General features: G+C 68.3%; 16 protein-coding genes. 8 read left to right on the forward strand and 8 right to left on the reverse strand.

The genetic code is table 11. The features are described 5' to 3' along the window. Positions 1–99: 99 nt before the first annotated feature. Entirely contained in the window at positions 100–1,197 is a 1,098-nt protein-coding gene (locus ABFX55_RS09160) for a HesA/MoeB/ThiF family protein (protein ID WP_346119531.1), read from the reverse strand. Positions 1,198–2,235: 1,038 nt separating this feature from the next. Between ABFX55_RS09160 and ABFX55_RS09165 the strand changes: the two genes are divergently transcribed. Together ABFX55_RS09165 and ABFX55_RS09170 are read left to right on the forward strand one after the other, a co-directional pair. Beyond that, positions 2,236–3,963, forward strand: coding sequence for a hypothetical protein (locus ABFX55_RS09165; protein ID WP_346119533.1), 1,728 nt, complete (start codon positions 2,236–2,238; stop codon positions 3,961–3,963). Between the two features lie 102 nt (positions 3,964–4,065). Further along, positions 4,066–7,566 (forward strand): hypothetical protein, encoded by a 3,501-nt coding sequence (locus ABFX55_RS09170; RefSeq protein ID WP_346119535.1) that lies wholly within the window; start codon positions 4,066–4,068, stop codon positions 7,564–7,566. Positions 7,567–7,637: 71 nt separating this feature from the next. Here the strand turns inward: ABFX55_RS09170 and ABFX55_RS09175 are convergent, their stop codons facing one another. Beyond that, positions 7,638–7,991, reverse strand: coding sequence for a transposase (locus ABFX55_RS09175; protein WP_346119537.1), 354 nt, complete (start codon positions 7,989–7,991; stop codon positions 7,638–7,640). After that, positions 7,988–8,251: a MerR family transcriptional regulator gene (locus ABFX55_RS09180; protein WP_346119539.1), complete on the reverse strand. Its 264-nt coding sequence runs from the start codon at positions 8,249–8,251 to the stop codon at positions 7,988–7,990. Before ABFX55_RS09180 ends, ABFX55_RS09175 begins: the two co-directional genes overlap by 4 nt. Before the next feature lie 197 nt (positions 8,252–8,448). On the opposite strand from ABFX55_RS09180, the gene ABFX55_RS09185 reads away from it, so the two are divergent. Then, the gene (locus ABFX55_RS09185) at positions 8,449–12,600 is read left to right on the forward strand and encodes a phospholipase A2 (protein WP_346119541.1); all 4,152 of its coding nucleotides are present in this window, start codon (positions 8,449–8,451) and stop codon (positions 12,598–12,600) included. Between the two features lie 546 nt (positions 12,601–13,146). Then, complete coding sequence (locus ABFX55_RS09190; protein ID WP_346119543.1) at positions 13,147–14,094, forward strand: hypothetical protein; 948 nt, start codon at positions 13,147–13,149, stop codon at positions 14,092–14,094. An 11-nt stretch (positions 14,095–14,105) separates the two neighbouring features. On the opposite strand, the gene ABFX55_RS09195 is transcribed toward ABFX55_RS09190, so the two are convergent. Together ABFX55_RS09195 and ABFX55_RS09200 are read right to left on the reverse strand one after the other, a co-directional pair. Further along, positions 14,106–15,419: a sensor histidine kinase gene (locus ABFX55_RS09195; protein WP_346119545.1), complete on the reverse strand. Its 1,314-nt coding sequence runs from the start codon at positions 15,417–15,419 to the stop codon at positions 14,106–14,108. Further along, positions 15,412–16,074 (reverse strand): response regulator transcription factor, encoded by a 663-nt coding sequence (locus ABFX55_RS09200; RefSeq protein WP_346119546.1) that lies wholly within the window; start codon positions 16,072–16,074, stop codon positions 15,412–15,414. The genes ABFX55_RS09195 and ABFX55_RS09200 overlap by 8 nt, the downstream gene beginning before the upstream one ends. Positions 16,075–16,129: 55 nt before the next feature. Between ABFX55_RS09200 and ABFX55_RS09205 the strand changes: the two genes are divergently transcribed. Both ABFX55_RS09205 and ABFX55_RS09210 read left to right on the forward strand, forming a co-directional pair. After that, positions 16,130–17,206, forward strand: a complete 1,077-nt coding sequence (locus tag ABFX55_RS09205) for a UDP-N-acetylglucosamine--N-acetylmuramyl-(pentapeptide) pyrophosphoryl-undecaprenol N-acetylglucosamine transferase (RefSeq protein WP_346119548.1) — start codon at positions 16,130–16,132, stop codon at positions 17,204–17,206. Next, entirely contained in the window at positions 17,203–18,156 is a 954-nt protein-coding gene (locus tag ABFX55_RS09210) for a GDP-mannose 4,6-dehydratase (protein ID WP_346119550.1), read from the forward strand. Before ABFX55_RS09205 ends, ABFX55_RS09210 begins: the two co-directional genes overlap by 4 nt. Positions 18,157–18,412: 256 nt before the next feature. Here the strand turns inward: ABFX55_RS09210 and ABFX55_RS09215 are convergent, their stop codons facing one another. The 3 genes from ABFX55_RS09215 to ABFX55_RS09225 form a co-directional block, all read right to left on the reverse strand. Continuing rightward, positions 18,413–19,204: a MerR family transcriptional regulator gene (locus tag ABFX55_RS09215; protein ID WP_346119552.1), complete on the reverse strand. Its 792-nt coding sequence runs from the start codon at positions 19,202–19,204 to the stop codon at positions 18,413–18,415. Between the two features lie 22 nt (positions 19,205–19,226). Then, positions 19,227–20,276, reverse strand: coding sequence for an alpha/beta fold hydrolase (locus tag ABFX55_RS09220; RefSeq protein ID WP_346119554.1), 1,050 nt, complete (start codon positions 20,274–20,276; stop codon positions 19,227–19,229). Between the two features lie 333 nt (positions 20,277–20,609). Next, entirely contained in the window at positions 20,610–23,777 is a 3,168-nt protein-coding gene (locus ABFX55_RS09225; protein ID WP_346119555.1) for an AfsR/SARP family transcriptional regulator, read from the reverse strand. A gap of 75 nt (positions 23,778–23,852) precedes the next feature. Between ABFX55_RS09225 and ABFX55_RS09230 the strand changes: the two genes are divergently transcribed. Continuing rightward, positions 23,853–24,794, forward strand: coding sequence for an NAD(P)-dependent oxidoreductase (locus ABFX55_RS09230; protein WP_346119557.1), 942 nt, complete (start codon positions 23,853–23,855; stop codon positions 24,792–24,794). Positions 24,795–25,228: 434 nt separating this feature from the next. Beyond that, the gene (locus ABFX55_RS09235; RefSeq protein ID WP_346119558.1) at positions 25,229–26,791 is read left to right on the forward strand and encodes a serine hydrolase domain-containing protein; all 1,563 of its coding nucleotides are present in this window, start codon (positions 25,229–25,231) and stop codon (positions 26,789–26,791) included. Positions 26,792–26,804: the final 13 nt, after the last annotated feature.

Here is a 26,804-nt window from a genome sequence, read left to right on the forward strand (position 1 = left end):
GGCCTTGGCCGAGGTGCGCTCGTGATGGTCAGGAGTCGGGCGTGGCCAGGTCGGTCAGGCGGGTGTTCTCGATCCGCACGATCTCGATCTTCATGGTGGTCAACTCCCTCCGCAGTTCACACACTCGGGATTGCGTGACCACTCGACCTGACTCGTGGCGCAGGCACCGGCGAAGTCGATGGTGAGTGGCCGACCGGCGTATGCCGGTGGCTCGAAACCGGTCAGGTAGCGCAGCACCTCGAAGGCGCCGAGCGCACCGAGCAGACCGACGACTGGGCCGATGCCCCTGTTGGGTTGCGGCCTGCTGAAGAACAGGCGGGCCGCGGCGATCTCGGCGCTCAGCGCGGGTTCGTCGGGATCGGCGTGACCTTCGGGCTTGGTCGGGTCGGCCGGGACGCAGCCCCTGCAGGCGCTCACTCCTGGCTCGACCGACCAGACGATTCCCTTGGTGACCGTGATGCCGCCGCGCACGAACGGCACGCCTTGCCGTACACAGGCCGCGTTGACCCAGAGGTCGATCTCCTTGGGCTGGTCGATCCCCGAGGCGACCACGTCGGGGCGGGTCCTGTCGATGAGCTCGGCCAGCTGCTCGGCGCTCTCGATGCCCGTGTCGATCGCCTGGACCTCGATGGCGGGATCGAAGGAGCGCACCCACGCCGCCGCCCGCTCGACCTTCCTGGTGCCGAGGTCCTCCCAGCGGTAGAGGTACTGCCTGGCGAAGTTGCGCACGTCGACGGTGTCCCTGTCGACCAGCGTCATCCTGCCGACGCCCAGCCCGCTGAGGTGGGGGATCGTGTTGGAGTTGAGGCCGCCGGTGCCGAGCACCAGCACGTGCGACTCGCGCAGCCTGCGCTGCAGGTCCTCTCGGCTGCGCTCCAGCGTGCCGAACGACTCGAAGAAGGCCAGATTGCTGAAGTAACGCTCGGCTTCGGCGGCGTCCAGGCCGCCCAGGCGCTCGCCGTCCTCCAGTAAGCGCTCGGCGTCGAAGGCCTCTACCGCGCCAAGCACGTCCTGGACTGGCAGCGACAGCTTGTCGGCGAGCTGGGTGACGGTGCGCCCGCCCTCGTGCAACATGGCGAGGAGCTTCTCCACGTGGCCGTCGGGGTCAGCCAGGATCAGCTGGTCACGCAGGTCGTACACGAGGCGGAGCTCATCGCCTACCCGTTCCCAGGCGACGTTCTTGAGCCGTGGCCGCATGCGTCCTCCGAGGTCGGTCGTGATCGCCGCACCCGGCTCCGCGCAGACGGCCTCACGGCAGTCGAGTTCGGGGACCGGTCACAACGAACTTGGCTGATCTTGGTGCCATCAGCTTGCTACGGCGGCGCCTCGCGGTCGTTAGCGGTGAGTGCAGTCTTTCTTGACACTGCGCGCACACCGGAGTGAGCAGACCGCGATCTGACGGGCCGGGCCCGTCATGGCCGGGGGAACGGCTGAACGCGGGAGGGCTATCGCAGGCGGATCGCCTTGGCCCGCGCGGCGGCAGACCGGGTTCCCATCGGCGTCCAATCCCTCCACCAGACCGGTACCTGCTGCCCTGATCATTCTCAGCGCCAACCGGTGTTCCGGGGTTCCTCAACCAGGTGGTGGTGCGAGCCACGCCGCTCTGCGATCAGCGCCCGATCCGCGTCGTCTCAGGAAGAACCGCTCCAAGTGCGCCCGCGACGGAGCGCCCGAGAACCAGCCGTACGCGGCCGCCTCACCATCACTCAAGAACTCAACCGGCATAGACGTCGAAAGTAGGGCAGCCCCTGCAACCAGGGCGAGCTGAGGATCAAATAGTTAGCCGGGCGTCTACAAACGAAATCGAAACCCTTCGATCGGATGCCCGTCAGGCCCTGTGTCGTGATCTAGCAATTGATTTGCGTATTGCGAGTTAAGCTTTACAGAGCTTCGGAAATGACAACCGGTGGCGTCATGGAATTGAATCAGGGCGCGAGCTCAGGTCCACTCAAGTCGAGTAGTGATCTGGCGGCCGTATCATCTGGAACGCGAAAATTCAGGCCCCAATTTTCCGACTCGATCACACCGGTCCGAGCGGGCGGCCCTTTGTCGGCATCAAGAGTAGACAGATGTTCAGGCCGAAACGGGGACGGCAGCGATCTTCGCTTGAAAGCATCCGCGGACCAGATCCAATAGATTCAGTGGCCGGGATGGGCGCGATCGGAAGGCTTGATGACGAGATTTTTTGCCCAGAGCCGCCGATCAAGCGAAACGCAGCGATGTCCGCTGCTTTTCGTGGACCACTTCAAGCAGCGTGGTGCGCCTTTGGTGGCCACCTTCTCCCATAAAAGGAAATGTTTTATGAGCGCTCAGGATTCCAATCTCTCGTCGACCGGATTCGACTATGTCGTCGCGGTGACGCAGGACAGCGTCAATAGCACCTTGGAGGAATACCTCTACAGCGGTCTGCCCGAGGTCATCCTCTGCTACGTTTACAATGAAGATTTCCAACCCATTCCGATCGACTTCGCCACATTCGTGACCGGCGCCGGCAACACGGATCCTTTCAGCGTGCCCGACGGCACAGAACCATCCGACGCGAGGGTGCAGAATCTCAGCAACGCCAATTTCGCGTTCGCGATCAAGGTGAAGCTGGGTCTTCCGCCCGGTGTCGATCCCGCGTCGCTGTTGCCGATCATCGCGTTGAAGCCGGGGCAGTCGTACGTGACGTACACGCTGATGTTCGGCGAGTTCGTCGCGACGGAGATCACCTACGGCCCGCACGGGCCGGTGGCCTGGTTCAACGAGTCGCAGCCGTCCGGCACGTGCTGGTCCTTCTCCGGCCCCGTCGACCTGAACTTCCAGGACGCCTCCTTCGCCAGCCTTCCCTCGGACGTGCAGGAGCGGCTCAAGGGCATCGGCGACCCCGACATGTTCGGCGTCCAGCAGCTCTACTACGACCTGAACAGCTCGGACCTGGAGCAGGGCTTCCAGTTCAACAGAATCCCGTCGAACAGCGCGCTCAACGACTTCATGACGAGCGACTTCATCAACACCTATTGGAAGGAGCTCGGTGGCGCCGAGATTCTCGGCTACGCCGCGACGCAGGTGACCCCGACGCAATCGTCCTCGCTCGCGGTGACGGACGTGAACTTCTTCACGCCGGACGCCGTCGGAGGGGACAACGCACCGCTCACGCTGAACTACCTGTGCGCCACCGACAACGACCAACTGCCGGACACCACGCACGCCGGATTCGGCTGGAACTGGATCGAGCCCGGCGAGGTGTCCCAGTACGACGGCGTGGCCGCGCTGAACCGGAACGCGTTCGCCAACTATCTCCTCAATACCGACAACAATGGGCAATCGCTGGCCGCATACATCCAAGGGAATTGCCAGAGGCCTGAGGTGACCGTCCAATGCAGCGGTCAGGAGGCTGAAAATTTCTATATGTATTTCTTCCCCGGTGACCCGACGATAACCTGTCCCCCGTCCGGCCCGGTCATCCTCTCCTGCAACTACACGAGCACCATTTCTGATAAGTGTGGAGGCCCCCTCCTTGGCGGGTCCATACAGATCACCATCACCTACGACATAACGGTGAGCGTCCAAGGCGACACGATGACGATCGCCCAACATCTCGTCGGCTACACCTACATCAGCGATCAGGGGAGCAGCGATGGCGGCAATGTCGTCGACAAAAGCGTCACAGACGTCTACACGATAGGAGTCAACGACACGGGCCAGATCGTGGCTGCCCTGCAGAGCTCGACTCCGGTCGACAATTCAAAGACGCCCGGAGTGAACGGCTTCCTGAACTGGTTCACGAACATCAACGACCTCCTCAATTGGGCGACCGGCGCCGTGCGAGGATGCACTGGAACAAGTTTCGCGGATGTTCCGGTCTCGTTCCTGCAGAACTTCGTATTCCCGGGCGGATCGTCGTTCGTGTTCAACGACGCCGTTTTCTCGGACAACCAGGACCTCGTCGGTCACATCACGTACGCCGACCCGACACTGTGACTTCTTTCTCGGATTCCTGATCCCGATTCCTGGGGTGGTTCCGGACAATCATCGAGCGGGCGGCGTGTGCCGCCCGTCATGGCCGAAAGCGCTGATATTCCCATGAAGATCTCTTTCGAATCCGAGCTGATGGAGAACCACAAGGCCGCCGTGGTCATGGCCCCCGACCAGGCTTTCGAGGTGCTCCAGTCCCAGGACGGCGACGCGCTCTTCTTCTCGATCGGCACCGACAACGTCTGCTACCTCACCCGGGAGGTGACCGAGACCTCGACAGGCTGGAACAGGATCGACCTCAGCAGCGCGCTGTCGGCGCAGAACGGCGGGGCGGTGGTGACGGCCAAGGCGTTCGCCGTCACTCAGAACGCCCAGACCCTCGCCATCGACCTCGCGCTCGCGGTGACCGTCGACGGTGCGGACGCCCTGTACCTCTCCCTCGGCAACGCGAACACGGACGCGGCCTGGGTGGACGGCGTCACCTGGACGGCCGTCCCGTTCGACGCGGGCACCGCGCCGGACCCGCTCGTCATCGCCGACGTGAACATCATGAACATCCCCGCGCCCGGCGGCTCCGGTGCCGTCGAGAACATCTTCGTCGACGTCCTGCGCCGGCCGAATGACCCGTTGCGGCTGCTCGACCGCTACTACATCACGCCGGGCACGTCGCCCCAGTGGAAGGTGCACAAGGTCAGCGCTGACCTCGCCGCCGGCAGCGTCGTGAACTGCCTCGGGCAGCGGCCGAACGACCCGACTCCCGACGTCCACATTCCCGGCATCTACACCTTCGGCACGATCAGTGGTGAGCCGCAACTGCTCTTCACGCCGCAGTACAACTACGTCCGGTCCACGAACCCGCCCACCCCCGCCCGGCTGACGCCGCCGCCGGGAACCAGCGCGATCGCATCCGCGCTCAACGGCTCCGGCGTGACCAACCTGTTCGTGGCCGCCGCGGACGGCCTGTACCTCTTCGCACCGGACAACCAGCACGACCAGGCGACGCCGGTCCAGATCGTGACCGACGATCTCTTCGCAGGCGCTGCCACCCTCGCCGCGGCGACCGACGCCAACCACACCGCGGTCTGGGGTCTCGGCCCGCAGGGCACCCTGTGCTACGTGAGCTGCCCCGCCGGCAGCGAGACGGATCCGACCGCGTGGTCGACGCCGGTGCCCTTGCTACCTGCCGCGGAGCAGTTCGCGTTCTTCCTGAATCTCGGCGCCGGCAACAACGTCCTGTTCGCCGACGTGGACGGTCAGGACCTCATCCAGCTCACCCAGGACCCAGTCACCACCGACTGGCTCCAGCGCTCCATCCTGTTGCCCGCCACCGATCCGGACGACGTGATCACCTACAACAGCTTCGCCACGCACGTCACCGTCACCGACGACAGCGGCCTCGCGGCGCCGAACACCGCGGTGGCGGTGACCGCGACCAGCCCGGTGAGCGTCTACCTGAACGACGTGTACCACCTGCTCTCGCCGACCGTGCCGGTGAACACGACCACCGACGCGACCGGGGTGCTGACCGTCGTCCAGGAAACCCAGTCCCTGGCCGCCGTCTGCTTCCACACCGTCCTGACCGAGACGCCGGACGTCGTGGCCGAGGTCAACCCCATGAGCAAGGCGCTCACGACGCTGGCTGCCATACAGACGGGTGACGACCTTCGAGCCGTCGTGGTGACGAACGCGGATGGAACGCAGCAGCCGCTCGTGCCGTCCAGCGTCGCCACGGCGGACAGCGACGCGGCGGCCCAAGCCATCGTGCAGTTCATGAACGTCAATGCCGGACTGCCGCAGGACGGTTCCCGGCAGAGCTCCGGCGACTCCGCCACCCCCAGGGCCAGGGCCAGCGCCACACCGCAGGTGTGGGGCGTCTCGTTCGCCGGCGGCGGGCTCACCTACCACGAGGGGGCCGACGCCGTCGCGCACCTCGCCCCCCGGGCGGCCGGGGAGGCCCCTCTCGACTTCGGCTCGGACATCGCGGAGGCGATGGGTGACTTCTTCTCGTGGCTGAAGCACTGCTTCGAGGACGTCGAGAAATTCGTCGTGCAGGAGGTCGAGGGCATCTACCACTTCGTCGCGACGATCGCGGGCGAGGTCTACGACGTGCTGCTCGACTGCGTCGCCGCGGTGGTGCACGCCGTGGAGTTCATCTTCAACAAGATCAAGTTGTTCTTCGAGGACCTGATCAGGTGGCTGGGCTTCCTGTTCGCCTGGTCGGACATCGTGCGCACGCACAACGTGCTGAAGAACGTCTTCACGCAGTATCTGGCGAAGTGCATCGACGGACTCGGCGACGCGGAGACCCAGGTGCGGAACGCGTTCACCCAGGTGCAGGGCTACGTCAACACGTGGGCCGACCTGCCCAACGAGATTCCGGCGAGCCTGGGCGGCACCACCCGGAGCAGCGCCATGGCGGCCGCCACGCCGCCACCCGGCCAGGACAGCCCGCAGAGCAACTGGGGGCTGCACCAGCTGAAGAGCAACGCGGCCAACGCCACCACGACCGCCCAGCCCAACCAGGGAGTCACGGGTGACGTGACGGCCACGCTTCAGCCGCTGGTGGACGCCCTGGGCAGGGAGAAGGACATTCTCGAGCTCGCCTTCCAGAGCTTCAAGAGCAACGTCATCGACAAGATCGACCAGCTCTCGTTCACGCAGCTCCTTGACCAAGCGATCGCGATCATCACCGACGCGCTGTTGCAGAGTGTCGAGAACGTCCTGGTCGCGGCGATCGACGCGCTGGCCGAGCTCGTCGAGGGCTGCATGGAGATCCTGAACGCGACCGTCGAGATCCCCGTCCTGTCGTGGCTGTACAGGAAGATCTCCGGCAACGACCTGAGCCTGCTGGACGCGGCCTGCCTGGTGGCCGCGATTCCGGTCACGATCGGCTACAAGCTCATCGCCGACGCTGCGCCATTCCCGGACAACGCCACCACGACCGCCCTTATTGACGCACCGGACTTCGCGACCATCCAACGTCTCTGCAGCTTCACGCCCGCCCCGTCCGCCGGGGCGGCGGCCGGGCAGGGCCAGACCTCGGTCAACGACGTCATGGTGCTCACCGGTGGTGTCAGCTCCGTCATCGGAGCGGTGTCGCTGAGCATCTTCCAGCCGCTGGCCAAGAAGTACCCGCAGACCGAGATCTTCCCGATGATCAACGCCCCGGCGTACCTGCTCTACGCGACTCCCGACGTCGTGGACCAGCTTCACGAGCCGCAAAGCCCGATGTGGTGGGACATCACCAACCAGGTCCTCGGGGATCTCATGACCGTGAAGGCGGTCGTGGACTCGTGCGTCGGGTTGACCGAGCAAGGTTCGGCGGCGGACAAGGCATGGAGCCCGGTGTCTCCCTTCCTGGACTGCGGTGCGAACTTCGTGTGGCAGGCGCCGACCCTCGGCGCGTTCGCCGTCTCGGAGGGGAACAAGGTCGACGAATTGAACGTCTGGGGCGGCACCTGTTTCAACCTCAACGGCATGATGGCGCCGGTGCTGGCGGACGACAGCGACCCCACCTCCTGGGGCATCGCGGTCGGCATCGCAACCGTGCTCAACCTCGCCTACGGCTCGATGTCCTGCGCGGCCAGCGCCCTGACGTTCAAGTCCTGAGCCGCTGGCAGCCGGCGGCCTGGCAGTCCGTCGTCAACGCCAGGCCGCCGGCGCCGTGGCGATGCTGTTGGTCACCCTTGCCAACCCGCACAGGCTCGGAGTTCGTTCAGGGTCTTCTTGGCCAGGTTGGCCAAGGACCGTTTCAGATGGGCCCAGACAACCTCGACCGGGTTCAGCTCGGGGGCGTAGGCGGGCAGCAGGATGACCGTCAGTTGGACACGACGCTCGACCAGCCGGCGAATGGCCGCGCCTGTCGAGGCCGGCCTTCGAGAAGTACGTCCCAACCGGCTGCCCTTCGGAGGGGTCGACCACGGTTTCGGCCATCGACACAGTCGACGGACGGAAGCGATCGGCCGACTTCCGGCGCCGTCCGGGTCAGGGGTGCCATTCCTCCGATGCCACCGTCTCCTCGGTCGGCATTTCAATGCGCAAGGAGATCGCCGACGAGGCCCGCGCTGTGGCCAAGACCACGATCCACCGGATCCGCGCCAACGGCATGCCCAGCCGCCGAAGTCAGGCGATCAACCGGGCCCGCTCCAGCTGCGCCGGATCGTAGAACCGGTATCCGGACTCGCCGTCCACCGCTGCCGGTCGCCAGCAGTCCGAGTTCGTCGTAGAGCCGCAACGCCTTCGGCGAGAGCCGCGCCACCTGCGCGAACGCCCCGCTCGTCAGCAGTCGCGCCACTCCTCCTCACCCCAGCCGGTGCTGATGAGCCTGCCGCTTCACCCAAAGGAAAGATCAACGACGGGCATCTTGTCCGGACATCCTGATAAATCAGAACAAAGGTCTTCTCCCTAATGGTAAAGATCCCTTAGCCTCTGGTGTCAGATCGCGCTCACCTCCTCTGGTACCCCCCGATTCACGCCATCCGGAGCTGCCCCATGCCCAGAATTCGACGATTACTAGCGACCTTCCTGTCCACGGCTCTTCTACTGGCGCCGGTGGTGGCACCCGCGCCGGCCTCCGCGAACACCCAGGCGGCCGCCGCCACGATCCCGGCAACCGACATGGCCGTGATGTGGGGCGCCTACGGCAACCAAGGCGGGCACTGGACCGGCGGCGACGCCACCGTCACCATCCCGCTGCCTGACGGGCGAATCGCCTGGATCTACGCGGACACCTTCCTGGGTGAGGTGAACGCCGACTTCTCCCGCCCGCGCGACGCCCCGTTCATCAACAACTCAATGGTCGTGCAGAGCGGCACGACGCTCGGCCCCACCCTGCACGGCGGAACCGCCCAGGCGCCCACCGCGCTGGTGGACACCCCAGAACACGCCGACGACTTCTTCTGGGTCGGCGACGGCACGGTCGAGGGAAACCAGCTCAAGGTCATCTACGGCCGGTACATCAAGACCGAGGACAACCCGCCCCTGGGATTCGCCAGGCAGGGCACCGCCCTGGCCACGTTCACGCTGCCCGACCTGACACTTTCCTCGGTACGAATGCTCCCGGTCAACGCCGACATGGGCTGGGGGTCGGCTCTTCTGGAAGAGGGCGGCTTCACCTACATTTACGGCAGCGAGTACGCGGAAGGGGCCAAGTTCGCGCACGTGGCCCGCGCTCCGGCAGGCGAGCTGGGCGGCCCCTGGCAGTACTGGACGGGATCCGGCTGGTCGGACAGGGAGTCCGACTCGGCCAGGTTGCACAGCGGCGTGGGCGAGGGCATGTCGGTCAGCAAGATCGGTAGCCAGTACGTCATGGTCACGCAGGAGAACAACGACGTCTTCAGCGGCTGGATCGTGGCCTACGCGTCCAACTCGCCGACCGGTCCCTTCTCCGGGCCCACCTACCTCTACGAAGCCCCCGAGCCCGAGGTCAGCAACAGATCGCAGTTCATCTACGTCGGCCGTCACCATCCCGAGCTGGCCGATCCGGGCGAGCTGTTCCTTTCCTACGACGTCAACGCCTGGAACGGCGAGGACCACTACCGGGACGTGCGGATCTACCGGCCCAGGTTCAAGGAGATCGCCTGGCCGCCCAAGGTGTCGGACCCGACCCCGGCGCCGGGCGCTCCCACCGACCTCAAGGTGCGCGCGGGCAGCGACGGCATCAACCATTTGACCTGGAGCGCGCCCAGCGGCACCAACCTCAACTACTGGGTGTACAAGAAGAACCTCACCCTCGGACAGACGCACTTCACCAGAACCGGCAACCCCGCCACGTCCACGCAGTACGGTGACCCATTCGTCAAGGACGGCCACACCTACGCCTATCAAATCCGGGCCATCAACCAGAACGGTACGGAGGGGCCGGCCTCCACACCCGCCAGCGCGACAGGCCGGCTGGTCGTACCGCCGTCGCCCACCGGGCTCACGGCGACGGCGGGTCAGGCGGGCGAAGTCAAGGTGGCCTGGACCATGTCCGAGCCTGGAACGAACTACCGCCTGTACCGCAGGGACGTCACCGAGGGCGAGACCGTCTTCACCGAACACCCGCTCGACGACCCCTACGCCGTCACCGGGACCATCGTCGGCCTCCAGATCGGGCATACCTACGAGTTCAAGGTGACCGCCTACAATCAGGTGGGCGAAAGCCCGCCCTCGAACCTCGTACAGGCCAAGGTGGCCTTCCAAGCACCCGCCGCGCCGCAGAACCTCAGCGCGACCGCGCTGGCCGACGGTTCTGTGAAGCTGGCCTGGACGGCCCCGCCGGGCGGCGCCGTGAACCACTGGATCCACCTGCGGGACGTGACCTCGGGCGCGACGGGCTTCACCCGCCACCCCTTCCCGGTGAGCGGCCAGACCACCACCCTCACCGAACTGTTCAACGGCCACGCCTACGAGTTCAAGGTGACCGCTGCCAACGACGGTGGCGAAGGCCCGCCGAGCGCGGTCGCGACTGCCACGGTACGGCTGGCTCCACCGGCAGCCGTGATCGGCCTGACTGCCACCCCGCAGAGCGACGGCTCGATCAAGCTGTCATGGAGCGCTGCTGAGCGGGCCAAGAGCTACTGGGTCTACCGCAGGGACGTCACCTTCGGGCACGAGCAGTTCTCCCGCTACCACCAGCCCTTCGACGCGACCACCGCCACGCTGAATGACCTGAACGATGGCAACGTCTACGAGTTCAAGGTCGCGGCGGTCGGCGACGGCGGTGAAGGCCCCGCCGGCGCGGTCGTCACCGCCACCGCGAAGGTCACCCCGCCCGGCGCGCCGACCGGGCTGAAGGCCGAAGCAGGCTCAGGCACGGTCAAGCTGACGTGGACACCATCGGTCGGCGCGCAGATGCACTGGGTCTACCAGCGTGACATCACGGCGGGGGAGAGCGGGTTCACCCGCCTGCCCTATCCGACCTCGGTGCCGTCGGCCTCGTTGGAAGGTCTGGCCAACGGCCACACCTATGAATACAAGGTCTCGGGCATCAACCAGGCGGGCGAGGGTCCGGCGAGCGGCACGGTACAGGCCAAGCCCCAACCGCCCAAGCCCGCGAAGGTCACCGGCGTGACGGCGCAGGCTCAGGCGGACGGCACCGTCAAGCTCGCCTGGACGCCGATCGACGGCGCGTTCTACTGGGTCAGTCACCGTGACATCACCGCCGGCCAGAGCACCGACACGCGGCTGGAGTACCCGGCGACGGGCCCCGCGGCGCATGTGGGTCCCTTCACCGCTGGACACCAGTACGACTTCAGGATCACAGGAACCAACAGCGCCGGAGACGGGCTTCCGTCCGACCCCGTACGCGTCACCGTCCAAGGTGCCGCAGCGGCGGCGGGCCCTGGCGCGATGCTCAACCCGACGGCCATTTCCACCAAGAAGCTCGCGGCTGCGGCTGCGGCCGAACTGCCCCGGCCACCGTCGGACCTGACGGTCACCGGGAGGGGCAACGGCTACGTGGACCTGGACTGGGTGAACAGCCTGGACCACCCTGCCGTCTACTACTGGGTGCAGTTCCGTTCCGTCGGCAGGAGCACCTGGTACAACCTGCCCTACCCGACCCTCGACACTACGTACCGGGTGACGAAGCCGCTGTGGAACGGCTTCGAGTACGAGTTCCGCGTCGTAGCGGAGAACCAGACCGGTGCCAGCTCCCCGACGAACGTGGTCAGGGCGGCCCCCGGATTCTCACCGCCTTCGCGCCCGACAGGACTCACGATCGCGAGCAGGGACCACGGCGTCGAGCTGCACTGGACGCGCAACTCCACCGAGGACTTCTACTGGGTGGAGTTCAAATCGGCGGGAACCGGCACCTGGTACCGGCTGAACTACCCGGCAGTGTCCAACGAAGCGACCATCACCTATCCCCTGTGGAACGGCTACGACTACGACTTCCGGATCGTCGCCCTCAACGCTGCGGGGGAAAGCCAGCCCAGCGCCGCCGTCACCGGGGGCCCTCGGGTCTCGCTGCCCCCGCAACCCAGCACTCCCATCGGGTCCGCCCGGATCGGGTACGCCCACCTGAGCTGGGTCCTGCCGGGTCCCATCAACCATCACGTCTTCTATTGGCTGTACTACCGTCCATACGGCAGCGCCAGCTGGACCAGGGCGAAGTACCCGATCGCGAATTTCTCCATCGACCTGAAGTATCTGCCGCCCGGCCGGTACGAAGCCAAGGTGTCGGCCGTGAACATGGCAGGGGAGGGCCCGCACTCGGGAGTGGAGACCGTACGGATCCTGCCCACGATGGAGTGGGCACTGGCCTCCCTCACCGAGAACACCACAGCCAGCTGGAACACCTGGCTGTCGGTGTATCCCAGCAACGCCGGCACCCTGTACGACGGCTACGACTTCGACTGGAGCAACGACCTGTGCTCGTGGGCCGTCGACCGGCCGGTGCTGCGGCTGATTCCCTACCAGCGCGTCGACTGGCGCAGCTCGTGCGCACGGCACGACTTCGGCTATCGCAACTACAAGGCGATCGGCAAATGGAACTACAACAGGAAGCTGCGGCTTGACCGGCTCATGCTGGCGGACATGTACCGGGCCTGTGATGTGCAGATCCGGCACGCCAACCCCGAGTGCGTCGCGCTAGCGGGCGTGTACTACACGGTGGTCAGGCAGTGGAACGAAGACGGCGACTTCGACCCAGGTACCTGACCCAGCCCGGCTGGTGGCCCGGCCGTTCTGCCGGGCCACCAGCCTTTCGTGGGCGCCGCACCAGATCCCGCCCGCATCATGCTGCGCACCTACACCGTCACGAGACCGACGACGGACTGGAACGTCACCAGCTGCGCCACAGCGCCGCCACCTTCCTGGGTGAACAGAAGGTCCCGCTGCACCTGATCATGGCCAAGACCCGGCACCGCAACCCCCGAGCGAACGTCCCGTGCAACACGGCACGCCCGCTGCGCTCCCTCGCGTCATGGGTCGCATGATGGACGCCATCGCCCGGCACCCGGCGATGTCGGTGGCACCTGATGGAATTCGCGGGACCAAATCGTGCGACATCGTAGGAGCCCGCCGTGGACCGTCACGCATGGAAGCCGTTCCTCCAGCGCTGGAGCGAGGAGTGGCGCATCGCCCACCCCGACGAGGAGCCGGACGGCGAACCCTGGCTCGGGTCCCCGCCCGCCACCGAGGACGAGGTACGGGCATTGGAGGCGCGTCTGGGGTGCGTGCTGCCCCCCATCATTCCGGGAGTTCTTGCTGGTCACCAACGGCTGGCGGCACGCGGGCAACTTCGTCTGGAGCCTACGCGGCACCGAGGAGATCGGCTGGTTGACCGACCTGGAGCCGGTGTGGGCCGAGGCCTACGCCGACTGGGATGAGGAGGACGCAGAGCCCGCCGCGGCACGATCGTTGCTGATCTCCCTGGAGGCGGACGCCGGCGTCGTCTACCTCGACCCGGGCGACGTCGACGAGCGCGGTGAATGGGCGGCCTACGACGTGTTCTCGTGGACGGCCATGGGCCCCGACCGGTACGGCTCGTTCTACGAAAAGATGTACGACTTCTACGCCGGATTCCACGCCCTCGACCGCCCCCAATGCGAGACCCAGCGTGAGTGGGACGCCAAGGTCGAGGACGCCCGGCTGGCGAGCCTGCGCGGCGAGGTCGACCGCCCGCTGGCCGTGTTCGCGCAGGCCGCGCGTTTCGGCCGCGACCGCGCCTCGTTCTTGCGCTTCCAGATGCGGACCTTGTTGAGGGAGGAGGACGACGACCCGTTCTACCGGCTGCTCACGAACAGCGACAGCCGGTCGTGGACCCTCGACGAGGACCTGTTCGCCGCGCAGGCCCTGCCGCTGCTGTTCGCCGCGCACGAACGGGCCCGCCGCTTCGGCTCCGGTTCCACGCTCCAGTTCCTGCGCGACCGCGGCCCACAGCGGGTCAAGCACCTGCTCGGCCGTCATCAGGCGCGCCAGAAAGAGCCGGGGTTCCGGCTCTGCTTCGGCAACCCGGAGTTCGACGTGGCCGCGCACGCCGCTCTTGACGCCGGCGAGGACGCCTGGCCGCGTCTGCGCGACGCCCTCGTCCACTGGCGGCCGCTGCACGAGGACCATCTCGCACCGATCGCCCTGCTGGCCGACCCCCGGGCCGTCCGCCTGATCACGCCGGAGCGCGGACGCGAACTTCTGGCCACAAGACGGGGCTGAACGCAGGTCAGCTACGCTGGAGGCCAGCTGAGACGGATCACCGTGCCGCCGCCTGGCGCGTTCTCAGCGGTGACCTGAGCACCATGAGCCTGCGCGACCTGCTGCACGATCGCGAGCCCCAGCCCGGAGCCAGGCAGCCCTCTGGCTGCGCGCGAGCGGTAGAACCTGTCGAAGATGCGCGACAGGTCCTCGGGCGCGATGCCAGGCCCGTAGTCACGCACCGACAACTCGCCTGCACGCAGCCGCACCTCCACCCTGTCGTCACCGAACTTGGCCGCGTTGTCGAGGAGGTTGTTCACCGCGCGAGCCAGTCTCGCGCGCACGCCGACCAGCGACATCTCCTCGAGGTCGACGGCGAAGGAGACAGCGGGCCAGTTGCGCCGCGCCCTGGCCACGCAGTCGGCCACCAGCGCCTCCAGCCGCAGCTCCTCCAGGTCGGTCGGCCTCTCCTCTCCGCGCGCCAGCTCGATGAGGTCGTTGACCAGCGCCGACAGCTCCATCGACTGCCTGCGCAGCGCGCCGCCGACGCGGGCGCGCTGCTCAGCGGACAGGTCGCGGTCGAGAAGTCCGGCGTTGGCGCGCAGCGCGGTCAGCGGGGTGCGCAGCTCGTGCGAGGCATCGGCGACGAGCTGCCGCTGCGCGCTGACCGAGCGGTCCAGCTCCGCCAGCATGGTGTTGAAGCTGGCTGACAACCTGGCCACCTCGTCATTGCCGCGCACCTCGATGCGATGCGAAGGATCTCCGGTGGCGGCGATCGTCTCGGCGACCGAGGTCAGCCTGGAGATGGGCCGCAACCCGGTACGGGCCACCACGTAGCCGGCGAACGCCGCCAGCAACACCCCGCCACCGCCCAGCACCAGCAGCGCGGTGCCGATCCGCTTCATCCCGCGGTCGGCGGTGTCCGAGCGCACGGACACCATCACCGCACCGCCACCCTGCAGGGACGCGACGTAGCTGCGGATCGGCTCGCCGCCGAGGGTGCCGTTGACGAACAGCGGCCCTTTCTCGCCGCGCGCCACCTGGCGAGCCTGAGGAGGTACGGCAGGCGTCCCCTCCACCGGGTCGACCACCTCGCCCGACGGCTCGAGGAGCTGCACGCACCCCGGCGACGACAAGTGGGCGCACTCGGTCGGCTGGGGCCGGTTGCCCGCCTTGATCTGCAGTTGTACCCGCGTGGAGCCGCGCACCAGGCTGAGGTCCAGCTCGCGGTTGAGCTCCCTGCCGACGATCAGGTAGGCGGCGGCGGTGACCGCGATGACCACGACAGCCACGGCGAGCGCGGCTGTCGCCGCCAGGCGGGCCCTGATGGGCGGGTGGCTAAGCATCGCGCAACACGTATCCGAGCCCGCGCACGGTGTGCACCAGCCTGGGCTCGCCCAGCTTGCGTCGCAGGTAACCGACGTAGACCTCCAGCGAGTTGGTCGAGGGGTCGAGGTCGTAGCCCCAGACCCTGTCCACGATCAGCTCGCGGGTGAGCACCTGGCCCGCGTTGGCCATCAGCAGTTCGAGCAACGCGAACTCGGTCCTGGTGAAGTCGATGATCCGCCCGGCGCGCCTGCCCTGCCGGGTGCGGGTGTCGAGCGTGAGATCGCTGAAGGCCAGCACGTCAGGCGTCGCCGGGTAGGCGCGCCGCAGCAGCGCGCGCAGCCTGGCCAGCAGCTCGTCGACGTCGAACGGCTTGACCAGGTAGTCGTCGGCCCCCGCGTCGAGCCCGTCGATCCGATCGACGACCGCGTCGCGGGCGGTCAGCATGAGAATCGGCACCCGGTCGCCCTCGGCCCGTAGGCGGCGGCAGAGGGCCAGCCCGTCGAGCACCGGCATCAGCACGTCGACGATCATCGCGTCCGGCTGCCAGTCGATGGTCATGGCGAGACCCTCGCGCCCATCACGGGCCACGGCGACCTGGTAGCCGTCGAGCTCCAACGCGGTGGAAACCGCCTCGGCGACCCCGGCGTCATCATCGACCACAAGAACCCGCATTCGGCCGAGATTACCTTCTTAGTTTTCTCTTATCGCAGCCCAGCACAGTGGCCGCATGCTGCTTCAGGAAGATCTGCAAAGCACGAGCGCCCACACGCGACCGTCGATCCTCATCGGCGCCGGCGGCACCGGCGGACACATCTACCCGGGACTCGCCCTGGCCGCCGCGATCCTGCGCGCCAGGCCTGGCGCGCGCATCGACTTCGTCGGCACGATCCGGGGCCTTGAAGGGCGCCTGATCACCGGATACCCGCTGCACACCGTGGACATGGTTCCGATGATCCGCAGCCAGGCGCTGCGCTTCCCCCTGGCGCTGGCCCGTGCCTCGCTGCAGTGCCGCGCCCTGATCCGACGCGTGGGCGCCGGGGTCGTGGTCGGCATGGGCGGCTACTCCAGCGCGCCGCTGATCGCCGGGGCCCGGCTCGCCGGCGTCCCGGCGCTGGTACACGAGTCGAACGCGGTGCCCGGCCGGTCCAACCGCTTCTCCGCCGCGCTCACCTCCCACGTCGCGCTGGCCATGCCGTCCGACGGGCTGGCCGGGCGCGTGGTGGGCATGCCGCTCATGCCCGGCCTGCTGGGCGGCTCCCGGGCCGAGGCCAGGCAGGCGTACGGCGTGGCCGAGGGCACCCGGCTGATCATCGTGAACGGCGGGAGCGCGGGAGCCGTCCGGCTGAACGCGGCGGCCGTCGAGCTGGCCGGGCGCTGGCGTGACCGGCGGGACGTGCGCCTGGTGATCAAGGCAGGGGCAGAGGGCGCCGACGTGCTCAACGACCGGCTGGCCGCCCTCGGCGCCGCGCACCTGGCCACGGCCGTGCCGTACCTGGACCGCATGGATCTGGTCTACGCAGCGGCCGACGCCATGGTGTGCAGGTCCGGGTCGTCGACCGTGGCCGAGCTCGACGTGTGCGGGGTGCCCGCCGTCCTCGTGCCCTACCCGCACGCACCGCACGACCACCAGACCCGCAACGCCATGACGCTCAAGGACGCGGTGGTACTGCCCGACCACGAGCTGTCCGGCGCGGCGCTGGAGCGGGCGCTCTCGTCGCTGTCCGCCAGGTCCGCCGGTGGCCACAGCCCACATCTCGACGCGGCCGACAGGCTGGCGGCCTGGACGCTGGAGTTGATCAAGTGAAGAAGGTCCTTGTCACCGGCGCGGAGGGCTTCATCGGCAGCACGCTCGTGGACCTGCTGCTGGCCGAGGGCGTCGAGGTGCGGGCGCTGGCACACTACAAACCGTACGGCTCGCGCGGTCATCTGGCGGGCAAGGACGTGGAGGTCGTCGCCGGTGACGTGCGCGACGCCGGGCTGGTCATGGCCGCCGTCTCCGGCTGCGACACCGTCTTCCACCTGGCCGCGCTGATCGGCATCCCTTACAGCTACCAGGCGCCGGAGTCCTACGTCGCCACGAACGTCACCGGCACGCACAATGTGGTGCAGGCCTGCCGCAGGCACGGCGTCTCGCGGCTCGTGCACACCTCCACCAGCGAGGTGTACGGCACGGCCAGGTTCGCCCCGATCACCGAGGAGCACCCGCTGCAGCCGCAGTCGCCGTACTCCGCCTCCAAGATCGGCGCGGACATGATGGCCCTGTCCTACTGGCACGCCTTCGAACTGCCGGTCTCCGTGGTGCGGCCGTTCAACGTCTACGGTCCCAGGCAGTCGGCGCGGGCGGTGATCCCGGCGATCCTGTCGCAGCTGCACGCGGGCGCCCGGGAGATCAGGCTGGGCGCGCTCACCCCCACCCGCGACTTCACCTTCGCCGAGGACACCGCCAGGGGCTTCCTGGCCGTCGCGCGCTCCGGCAAGACGCTGGGCATGGTCGTCAACATCGGCTCCGGCCAGGAGATCTCCATCGGCGACCTGGTCGAGCTGCTGATCGAGACGACCGGCTCGGACGCCCAGGTCGTGGCCGACACCGACCGGATGCGGCCGCGCGGCAGCGAGGTGGAGCGGCTACTCTGCGACAACTCCAAGGCCAGGGCGCTGACGGGGTGGGAGCCGCGGGTGCCTCTGCGCGAGGGGCTGCGCCGTACCTCCGAGTGGCTGGCGGCTCGACCGGCTGAACCCGGGTACCAGGTCTGATGCGCTGGAAGTGGCTGCTGCTCGCAGTGGCAGGGGTCGGGGCTGCCACGCTCGGCGGGTTCTACCGGCAGCTCGACAGCGGCCTGCGCACAGCCCCGATGCCGACCGGGCCGCGACCGGCGAAGGTCGCGGCAGCGGAGCTGAACATCCTCGTGCTCGGCAGCGACACCAGGGGTCACGGCAACCGCGCCCACGGCGGCGGAAAGGTGGAGACCACGTCGCCGGGGTCCCTCCGCGCATCCTGCCCGGACCGCCACTACCGGGGAGCCGTACCCGGTGTGGGGTCCACGCGCTCGAGCTTGGTCCAGCCTGTCCAGCCTCGCTGCTTCAGCAGCTCGATCAGCCGACGCGCCGGCCGCACAGTGTCGAACGCCAGCGTGTCCATGAGCTTGACAAGCGGTGACTCCATATCGGTGTCGTCGACATAGTCCTCGCCCCGCTCGTCGGCCATACGCGTGAGGTAGGCGGCCAGCTTGTCGGCCAGCTCGACCAGCCGCGGGTCGTCGTCGGCTCGATCGAGAGCCTGGCTCAGAGTGAGGTAGAAGTCGACGAGCCGCGGGTCGGCGATCTGCTCCCGCTTGCGTGCCATCCACTCCGGGACTCGCGCGGGTGAGTGCGCGGCCAGCGGGATCCAGCCGTCACGCTCGGCCTGGACGATCCGCTCGTCGACCCCGAGCGTCCGCAGCCGGTTGAGATACTCGACCACCTCAGGGGGCAGCGCCAGGCTGTCCCCGGAGGCGAGCCGGGCGATCCGCTCGCGGTGCCGCTGCCGCTCCCGGATCTCCGCCCGCAGCCGCCTGTCGATGTCCGCGACCGCCGCGGCGAACTCCTCCTCACCGGACCGCAGAAGCTCCCGCACCCGCGTCAGCGGGACCCCGGCCTCGGCAAGGGTCCTGATCTTGATCAGCTCGACCACGGCGCCTGCGTCGTATCTGCGGTAGCCAGAATGGTCCCGCTCGGGCTCCGGCAGCAGCCCCTTGGCGTGGTAGTGCCGCACCGCGCGCACCGTCACTCCGGCGTACGACGCCAGCTCGCCGGTGGTCAGCATCAGACCAGTCTCCAGGAGTTGCTCAAGAGGTCGCCCGGCCGGCTGAGCCTGCTGCACTACGTATGATCTGGGCGATTTCCGGGGCATGGGTGAAGACCAGCTGGTGGTCGGCGTCGAGCCAGGTGGTGGCGATGTGCGGGTGCTCGCGGACAAGCCGCTCGACGCCAGCACGCCAGTTCTGGTTGAACCGGGGCGCGGGCCCTTCGCCGCTGTCGCCGGCCATCGAGGTCGACATGATCATGCTGATGGGCCGGTCGACTTTCCTGTACCGGTCGAGAATCTCGGACCGGATCACATCGATCTCGAGGTTCAGGTCGAGAATCTCCTGGGCGGTGAGCAACACCTGACGCGCGGTGCCCCGCTCGGCCTCCTGCTGCGTCGCCAGATCCTCCCACATGGCGCGGAACGCCGGCAGGACGGCATCGGTGATGAACGGTTCGGGCACCGGGTTCGCCCCGTCGATGAGAACAAGCTCGGCGACGGCGTCAGGATGCTCGGAGGCATAGTGGACGGCGAGGTCAGCGCCCAACGAGTAGCCCACCAGCACGGGTGCCGCGGGCAGGCCGAGGTTTCCCAGCTCCGCCATCACTGCGACCAGATCGCTGAGGAAGGCCTCGAAGGAGTACCGGTCGGCGGCCGAGGCGAGGCCATGTCCTCGCAGGTCGAAGGTCACCACGTCGTGGTCGCGCCGCAGCAGCTCGGCCAGCTCGCGCAGGTCGGCCTGTGTCGAGTTCAGCCCAGGGCACAGGACCAGCGGTCGTCCCTGTCCGTCGCGAGACACTGGGATCGTGACGCCGTCGTGGTGGATCGTGAAGTGCCGCATCGTCCTGTCGCCCCTCTCCGCCCGCTCTCCATCATCGTCGTGCTCGCCGTACGACTTGCGCAGTCCGGCGACCTCGCCTGCACTGGTTTCCGTGGTCATGCCGCCATGCTGAGAGATTGACCCTGCGTCAGGGTCAAGCGGCGCAGCGACCTGACGTCCGCACACCCGCGACCGCCGGCTTCTGAGCCACGACCTGCGCCGCCCACCGCGGCTGGCCATCACCGACGCCATCCGCACCCTGGCCAGCATCGGGGGTAAAACCGGCCATGAGCCGATCTTGAGAACGTAGGGCGTGCCCGTTGCGGGTCCGGGCTGGTCGGGTACTCGATGCCGGCCCTCCGCTCCCGGACGTGTCCCCAACCGCCAGGTGGCGTTCCTGCGGTCTGATGTCGTCCGGTTCCGCAGCGAGATCGCCGATCTGGCGCCTGCGGTACGGCTGGCGGAGCCGCGGGCAGATGCTCGATGACGTCACCGCGCAGGCGATGGCCGTGGCGATGACGGACGCCCGCGGCGAGGCGTGCCATCCACTCCTTGGCCGACTCCGACAGGCTCGGCCATAGAAGACCGGTGTCTGACACGGCGCTACGGGCCGGCGGCCGGCGCGGGGACGTCTCCGGATCCCTGTTGGAAGGCGTGGTCGTACGCCTGCGGTGTCAGTCCGGCACGGACGATCGTGGTGATGCGGTCGACATCGCCGCGTTCGGCGGCGGGCAGCGGCGTGCGTACCGCGTCCCTGGCTGCGGCGGCCGCTCCGAGTAGCCGTGCCGCTTGCGTGTGAGCGCCGGCGAGGGCCTCGGCCCCTGCGAGGCCCTCGAAGGCGAGGGCGAGCGCGCGCGGGTCGTCGGTGCGGCTGGCGTGGTCGAGTCCTTCCTGGTGGAGTTTCCTGGCGGTGTCGGCGTCTCCGCGCTGCTCGGCGATGAAGCCGAGCTCGGCCAGGATGAGCGCCACTCCGTGGTCGCTTTCCCAGCTGCGGCACCAGTCGAGCCAGGCGCGAAGGTGACTCTCGGCGTCGTCCAGTCTGCCTTGGCGGCGGGCCACGAGCCCCAGGCCGACCTCGGCGAATTCCTCCCCGCGCCGGTAGGCGTGCGCCGCGGCCAGCCGCCTGGCGCGTTCGTGGAGGTCCACTGCACGGTCGAGATCGCCGGTGAGCAGGGCGGTGCGGCCCAGCCGCGCCAGCATCTTGGACGCGTCGTTCCACAGTTCGAGGTCGTGGGCGAGCAGGTGGCCTTCCTGGCGCAGGTGTTCGGCCCCGTCGTAGTCGCCGGTCATTTCGGACAGATCCCCGAGGATGTAAGCGGCCTGCAGCTGACCCCACCCGTCGCCGAGCTCGTGGAACAGCGCCTTCGCCTGCCGGGCGTCCGCGCGCGCGTGGTCCAGCTCGCCCTGGTAGAGGAGTACTTCGGCGCGGACCGACAACGCCGCCGCGGCGCCCCAGCGGTCCCCCAGGCCGTCGAAGCCGGCATGTGCGCGGTCGGCGAGTTCGAGCGTCGCCCTGGGATCGCCGTACCCGGCCCTGCCCAACGCGATGAACCACCGCGCGCGGGCCTGTCCGGCCGGGTCCGCGATGGTGTCGTACAGCTGCAACACGGCTCGGCCGTCGGTCTCGGGGGTATCGAGCAGGAGCAGCGACATGCCGGCTCGCCAGGCCCTGGCGGCCGCCTTCCGCTCGGGGTCGCCGCCGGTCGACAGCGCGAGGTCGAGCGAGCGCCGCGCCTCGGTGAACCGGCCGCGCAGGAACCAGAACCACGCGAGGGCGTTGACCAGTCGCAGCGCCGCGTCGGCGAAGTCGCGGCGTACGGCATGGGCCAGGGCGGCGCGGACATTGGCTGCCTCTGCCTCCAGGCGCTGCAACCACAGTCGCTGCTCGCGGCCCCGGAGGTGGGCGTCAGCGTGCTCGGCGAAGTCGACGTAGTGGGCGAGGTGCCGGTCACGGGTGCGCTGGTCGTCCTTGTCGCCCGCCTCGGCAAGCCTCTCCGTGCAATAGGCCGCGACCGACTCCAGCAGCCGGTAGCGGCCGTTCTGCTGAATGACCAGGGACCGGTCGCCGAGGCGTCCGAGCAGGTCGAGGACGTCGTCGCGGCGCACCCGCTCATCGGCGCAGACCGTCTCGGCGGCCTCCAGCGTGCAGCCGTCGGCGCACGCGGCCAGGCGGCGCAGCACGATCTGTTCCGGCTGGCCGAGCAGACTCCAGCTCCAGTCGATGGTGGCGCGCAGCGTGCGCTGCCGCGCCGGGGTGGCACGCAGGGTCGCGGTGAGCACCTGGAAGCGGTCGTCGAGCCGGGCGGCGAGGTCGGCCACCGGCATGAGCCGCACGCGGGCGGCGGCCATCTCCAGCGCGAGCGGAATGCCGTCGAGGCGATGGCAGATCGTGGCGACGGCCTGCGCGTTGTCCGGTTGGAGGCGGAAGCCGGGTGCGGCGGCGGTGGCGCGGGCGACGAAGAGCCGCACCGCGTTCGAATGTTCCACCCGGTCCGCGTCCGGTCCGGGCAGATCCAGGGGCGCGACGGGCCATAGTTGTTCGCCGGCGACCGCGAGCGGCTCCTGGCTGGTGGCCAGGACGCGCAGTGCGGGCGCGGCGCGCAGCAGCCGTGCGGCCAAGTCGGCGACCGGCTCGACGACGTGCTCACAGTTGTCCAGCACGAGCAGCATGTTCCGGCTCGCGAGGGCGTCGGCGAGCTGGCTGGGCAGGGAGCGTACGGGGGCGTGCAGGTCATCTCGCAGGCCGAGCACCGCCGCGAGGGCCTCGTGCACGTCCACGGCGGTGTGGGCGGTGGCGAGCTCCACCAGCCAGACGCCGTCTGCGAACTCCTCGACCCGGCGCGCGGCTGCTTCCAGCGCAAGCCGCGTCTTGCCGACCCCGCCGGCTCCGGTCAGCGTCACCAGCCGCTTGGATGCGAGCAGCGCTTCGATCCGCCGCACCTCCTCGGCGCGCCCGATCAGGTCCGTCAGCGGCGCGGGCAGGTTGCCGGGCGGCACGCCCTCGGGCGCGGGAGGGACGAGGGCGATGTCCTGCCGCAGGATCGCCTGGTGCAGCTCGGCCAGCTCGCGGCCGGGATCGAGACCGAGATCATCGCGCAGCCGGTCGCGTAGCTCGCCAAGACTGGCCAGCGCCTCGTCCTGCCGGCCCGCGAGATACAGGGCACGGACATGCGCCGCCCGCAGCCGCTCGCGCAGCGGATGCGCGGCGACGAGGTCGGCCAGCTCGCCCGCCAGCAGCGTGTGCTCACCGAGCTGCAGTCGCGCCTCGGCGAGCTCTTCGAGCGCGGCCAGGCGATGCTCTTCGAGCCGCCGGGCCTCGGCGCGTACGAACTCCTCATCGGCGTGGTCGGCGAACGCCGTCGTGCCCCGCCACAGCCTCGTGGCCTGACCGAGCAGCCGGGCCTTGGCGCGCGGGTCGCCGCTGACCGTCCGGGCGCGGCGCAGCAGCGTCTCGAAGCGTCCGGCGTCGAGCGCGTCGTCTTCCACCCGCAGCGCGTATCCCGGAGCCTGGGACTCGATCAGGTCGCGGCCGCCCGGCTCGGCGTCCTCAAGGGTGCGCCGCAGCAGCGAGATCTTCGACCGCAATGTACGGACATCGTTCGCCGGGGGTGCGTCACCCCACAGCACGTCGATGAGCCGGTCTACCGAGACGGCCTGACCCCTGTGTACCAGCAGCGCGGTCAGGAGGGTGCGGACCCGGGTCTCACGAACAAGGACAGGCCGCCCATCTGACGTCCGCACCTCCAGGGGGCCCAGCACTCCGAAACGCACCCCCCAACGTTACCCACCACTTGGCCGCAACCTTTCCGGAGACCGACCGGAACCCCTGCGACGCACAGTGGTGCCATGACCGACACACCGAATACCACACCGAACACCACATCGACCACCACATCGACCACCACATCGACCACCGCACCGAACGCCGGCATCGGCGGCGAGCCCGTGACCGTCATCGGCCTGGGCCTGATGGGCAGGGCCCTCGCCACCGCTTTCCTCGAGGCCGGCCACCCGACGACGGTGTGGAATCGCACGCCTGGCAAGGCGGACGCTCTGGTCTCCCAAGGAGCCGTGCTCGCGCCGTCCGCGGCCGCCGCACTACAGGCGAGTTCTCTGGTCGTCGTCTGTCTCAGTGACACGGCCGCGGTACGCGACGCGCTCGGCCCGCACCGGGCCGAGCTCGCCGGCCGTACCCTGGTCAACCTGACCTCCGGGACCTCCGACGAGGCCCGCGAGATGGCGGCGTGGACCGGTGACTACCTGGACGGCGCCATCATGGCGATCCCCGACGTGATCGGCCGCCCGGAGGCGTTCTTGCTGTTCAGCGGATCGCCGGAGGCGTTCGAGAAGCACAGCCACAGCCTGGACCGGCTCGGCAACGCAACCTTCTTCGGCGCGGACCCGGGGCTGGCGTCCCTGTATGACGTGGCCCTGCTCGGCGTCATGTGGGGCACGCTCAACGCGTTCCTGCACGGAGCCGCCCTTCTCGGTACGGCCAAGGTCGACGCGACCGCTTTCGCGCCATTCGCGAACCAGTGGGTCGCCAGCGTGACCGGGTTCATCAGCGCCTACGCCGGCCAGATCGACCGTGGCTCCTATGAGGCCGAAGACGCCACCCTGGAAACCCACCTGGCCACCATGAAGTACCTCGTCCGGGAGAGCGCAGCCGCCGGTGTCGACACCGACTGGCCCGCCCGCATCCAGACCCTGACTGAGCGCGCCATCGACGCGGGCCACGACGGCACCAGCTACGCCAGCATGATCGAGGTCTTCCGAGGGCAGGCATAGCGACAACCACCGGGTGGCACCGGCATCCGGACCGGCGGGCCATGGCTGTCGAGCAACCAAAGGTCACGCGAATGGGCGTAGGTTCGCTCAGCGAAGCCGGCCGGTGATGATCCACAGATGGCCGGACAGGTCACGATGGCCGACGTCGGCAGCGCCACCCTGTTCGGCGGCGACCCTGCAGCCACGACGGCCGGCTGCAGGGCCTGATCCGCAGCCAGGTCAACCTCGGTTGGGGTTGCTGATGGCCTTTGATGTTCTGCATCGCCTCGACCGTCGTGCGGTCGGAGGAGCGGGCTCAAGCCCAGCAGGAGCGCGTCATGGATGGTCGACCTGACGAAAGTAGGGGTGTGGACCAGACGATCGTGCACTACGCCGTACCTGCGTGAACTCCTACCTTCTGATTCTGGCAGACGGAAATCTTGGAAGGAAAGCTCATGAGGATGATGCGGAAGGTCGCGGCGGTGGCCGGTCTGGCTGGTGTGCTGCTGGCGATGGGGACGCCTGCGGGGCAGGCTTCGGCGGCAGTGACACCGGCCGGGGATCTGAGCGCAAGCGTGATCGACGACTACATGCGCGACTATGTCGAACGGACAGGGTTGCCTGGTGCCGCGGTCGCCGTCACCAAAGGTGACCAGGTCGTGCATGTCGCAGGTTACGGCCGTACGGCCGGGGGTGAGACGATCACGAAGGGCACTCCGATGCCGCTTGCCTCACTCTCCAAGTCGTTCACGGCCGTGGGGGTGTTGCGCCTGGCCGATGAGGGCAAGATCGACTTGGACGCTCCCGTACGGACCTATCTCCCTGAATTCACCATGGCCGACTCTCGCGCCGCGAAGATCACCGTGCGCCAGTTGCTCCAGCAGACCTCGGGGATGAGCGACCGGAGCTTCCCGGAGTTGACGCTCGCCGCACCGGACACGCTCAAGGACGCCGTCGGGATGCTGCGAACCGCTCCGCTCGCCACCGACCCCGGCGCCAAAATGGCTTACCACAATCCCAACTTCGCCGTCGCGGCGCGACTGGTCGAGGTGGTGGCCGGGGTGCCGTTCGCCGACTACATGGCCGCCGCCGTGTTCCGTCCGCTCGGCATGACCTCGACCGCGACCGTGAACACCACCACGGATCTCCCCGGCAGGGGTACGGGTTACATCCGAGCCTATGGCCAGGTCATCGAGCGTTCGCAGCCGAAGTGGTTCATCAATGGCGGCGCCGGCGTTGTCAGTACCGCCGACGATCTGGCCCGATGGCTGATCGCGCAGAACGGCGCCGGCCGTACCCTGCCGGAGAAGATCCTGAAGACCGCTCAGACCGCGTCGGGCGTGGCCGGCAGTACCTACGGCATGGGCTGGTCCGCGGGGAAAACCGGCGGTGGAGCACCTCAGCTCCGGCACACCGGCTGGCTGCTCACCCACAACTCCGCCCAGACGCTCCTGCCAGACAGCCAGTACGGCATCGCCGTCGTCACCAACACCGGGATGGTCTCCGGCGACGATGCGCTACTCATCACCGACGGCCTGATCGACATCGTTGAGGGCCGGTCCGACACCGGAGCGGCGCCCTTCACCATGACCGCGGACCTTTGGCTGGCCGGCCTGAGCGTGCTCACCGTCGGGCTCGGCATTCTGGGGGTCTTCCGAGCCGGTCGTTGGGCCCGCCGCCGCGAGGGCAAGGCCGCCTGGCGGGTGATCGTGCGGCTGATGCCGTACGCGGCGCCGATCGCGTTCTTCTTCGGCCTCGCCGATCTGTTCGGCCTCATCATGAACAGGGCCGGCACGCTTGAGCAGATCACTTACGTGTGGCTCGCGCTGTATGTCTGGGCTGCCACAGCCGCACTCAGCGCTGCCGCCGTGGTCGTCTCTCGGTTCCTCCACGTCATTCGTGCCCGCGGGTCTCGTGGACGCACCGGCCAGTCATCCGGACAGCGGGAAACAATCATGTCTCGTACGGGAAGCGACCAAGGAAGCGCCTCTCCCGTGGGAGGCCAGACCTACTCGTGAACACCTCAGCGCG

The sequence above is a fragment of the Nonomuraea roseola genome (assembly GCF_039535395.1).
Taxonomy (GTDB): Bacteria; Actinomycetota; Actinomycetes; order Streptosporangiales; family Streptosporangiaceae; genus Nonomuraea; species Nonomuraea roseola.

Excerpts from the sequence above, each read along its gene's own strand:
- ABFX55_RS09170 (WP_346119535.1), top strand. The coding sequence starts at position 4,066 with ATGAAGATCTCTTTCGAATCCGAGCTGATGGAGAACCACAAGGCCGCC.
- ABFX55_RS09220 (WP_346119554.1), bottom strand. The coding sequence starts at position 20,276 with ATGCTGGCCAGGGTGCGGATGGCGTCGGTGATGGCCAGCCGCGGTGGG.
- ABFX55_RS09235 (WP_346119558.1), top strand. The coding sequence starts at position 25,229 with ATGAGGATGATGCGGAAGGTCGCGGCGGTGGCCGGTCTGGCTGGTGTG.
- ABFX55_RS09185 (WP_346119541.1), top strand. The coding sequence starts at position 8,449 with ATGCCCAGAATTCGACGATTACTAGCGACCTTCCTGTCCACGGCTCTT.
- ABFX55_RS09200 (WP_346119546.1), bottom strand. The coding sequence starts at position 16,074 with ATGCGGGTTCTTGTGGTCGATGATGACGCCGGGGTCGCCGAGGCGGTT.
- ABFX55_RS09195 (WP_346119545.1), bottom strand. The coding sequence starts at position 15,419 with ATGCTTAGCCACCCGCCCATCAGGGCCCGCCTGGCGGCGACAGCCGCG.
- ABFX55_RS09160 (WP_346119531.1), bottom strand. The coding sequence starts at position 1,197 with ATGCGGCCACGGCTCAAGAACGTCGCCTGGGAACGGGTAGGCGATGAG.
- ABFX55_RS09215 (WP_346119552.1), bottom strand. The coding sequence starts at position 19,204 with ATGCTGACCACCGGCGAGCTGGCGTCGTACGCCGGAGTGACGGTGCGC.
- ABFX55_RS09230 (WP_346119557.1), top strand. The coding sequence starts at position 23,853 with ATGACCGACACACCGAATACCACACCGAACACCACATCGACCACCACA.
- ABFX55_RS09205 (WP_346119548.1), top strand. The coding sequence starts at position 16,130 with ATGCTGCTTCAGGAAGATCTGCAAAGCACGAGCGCCCACACGCGACCG.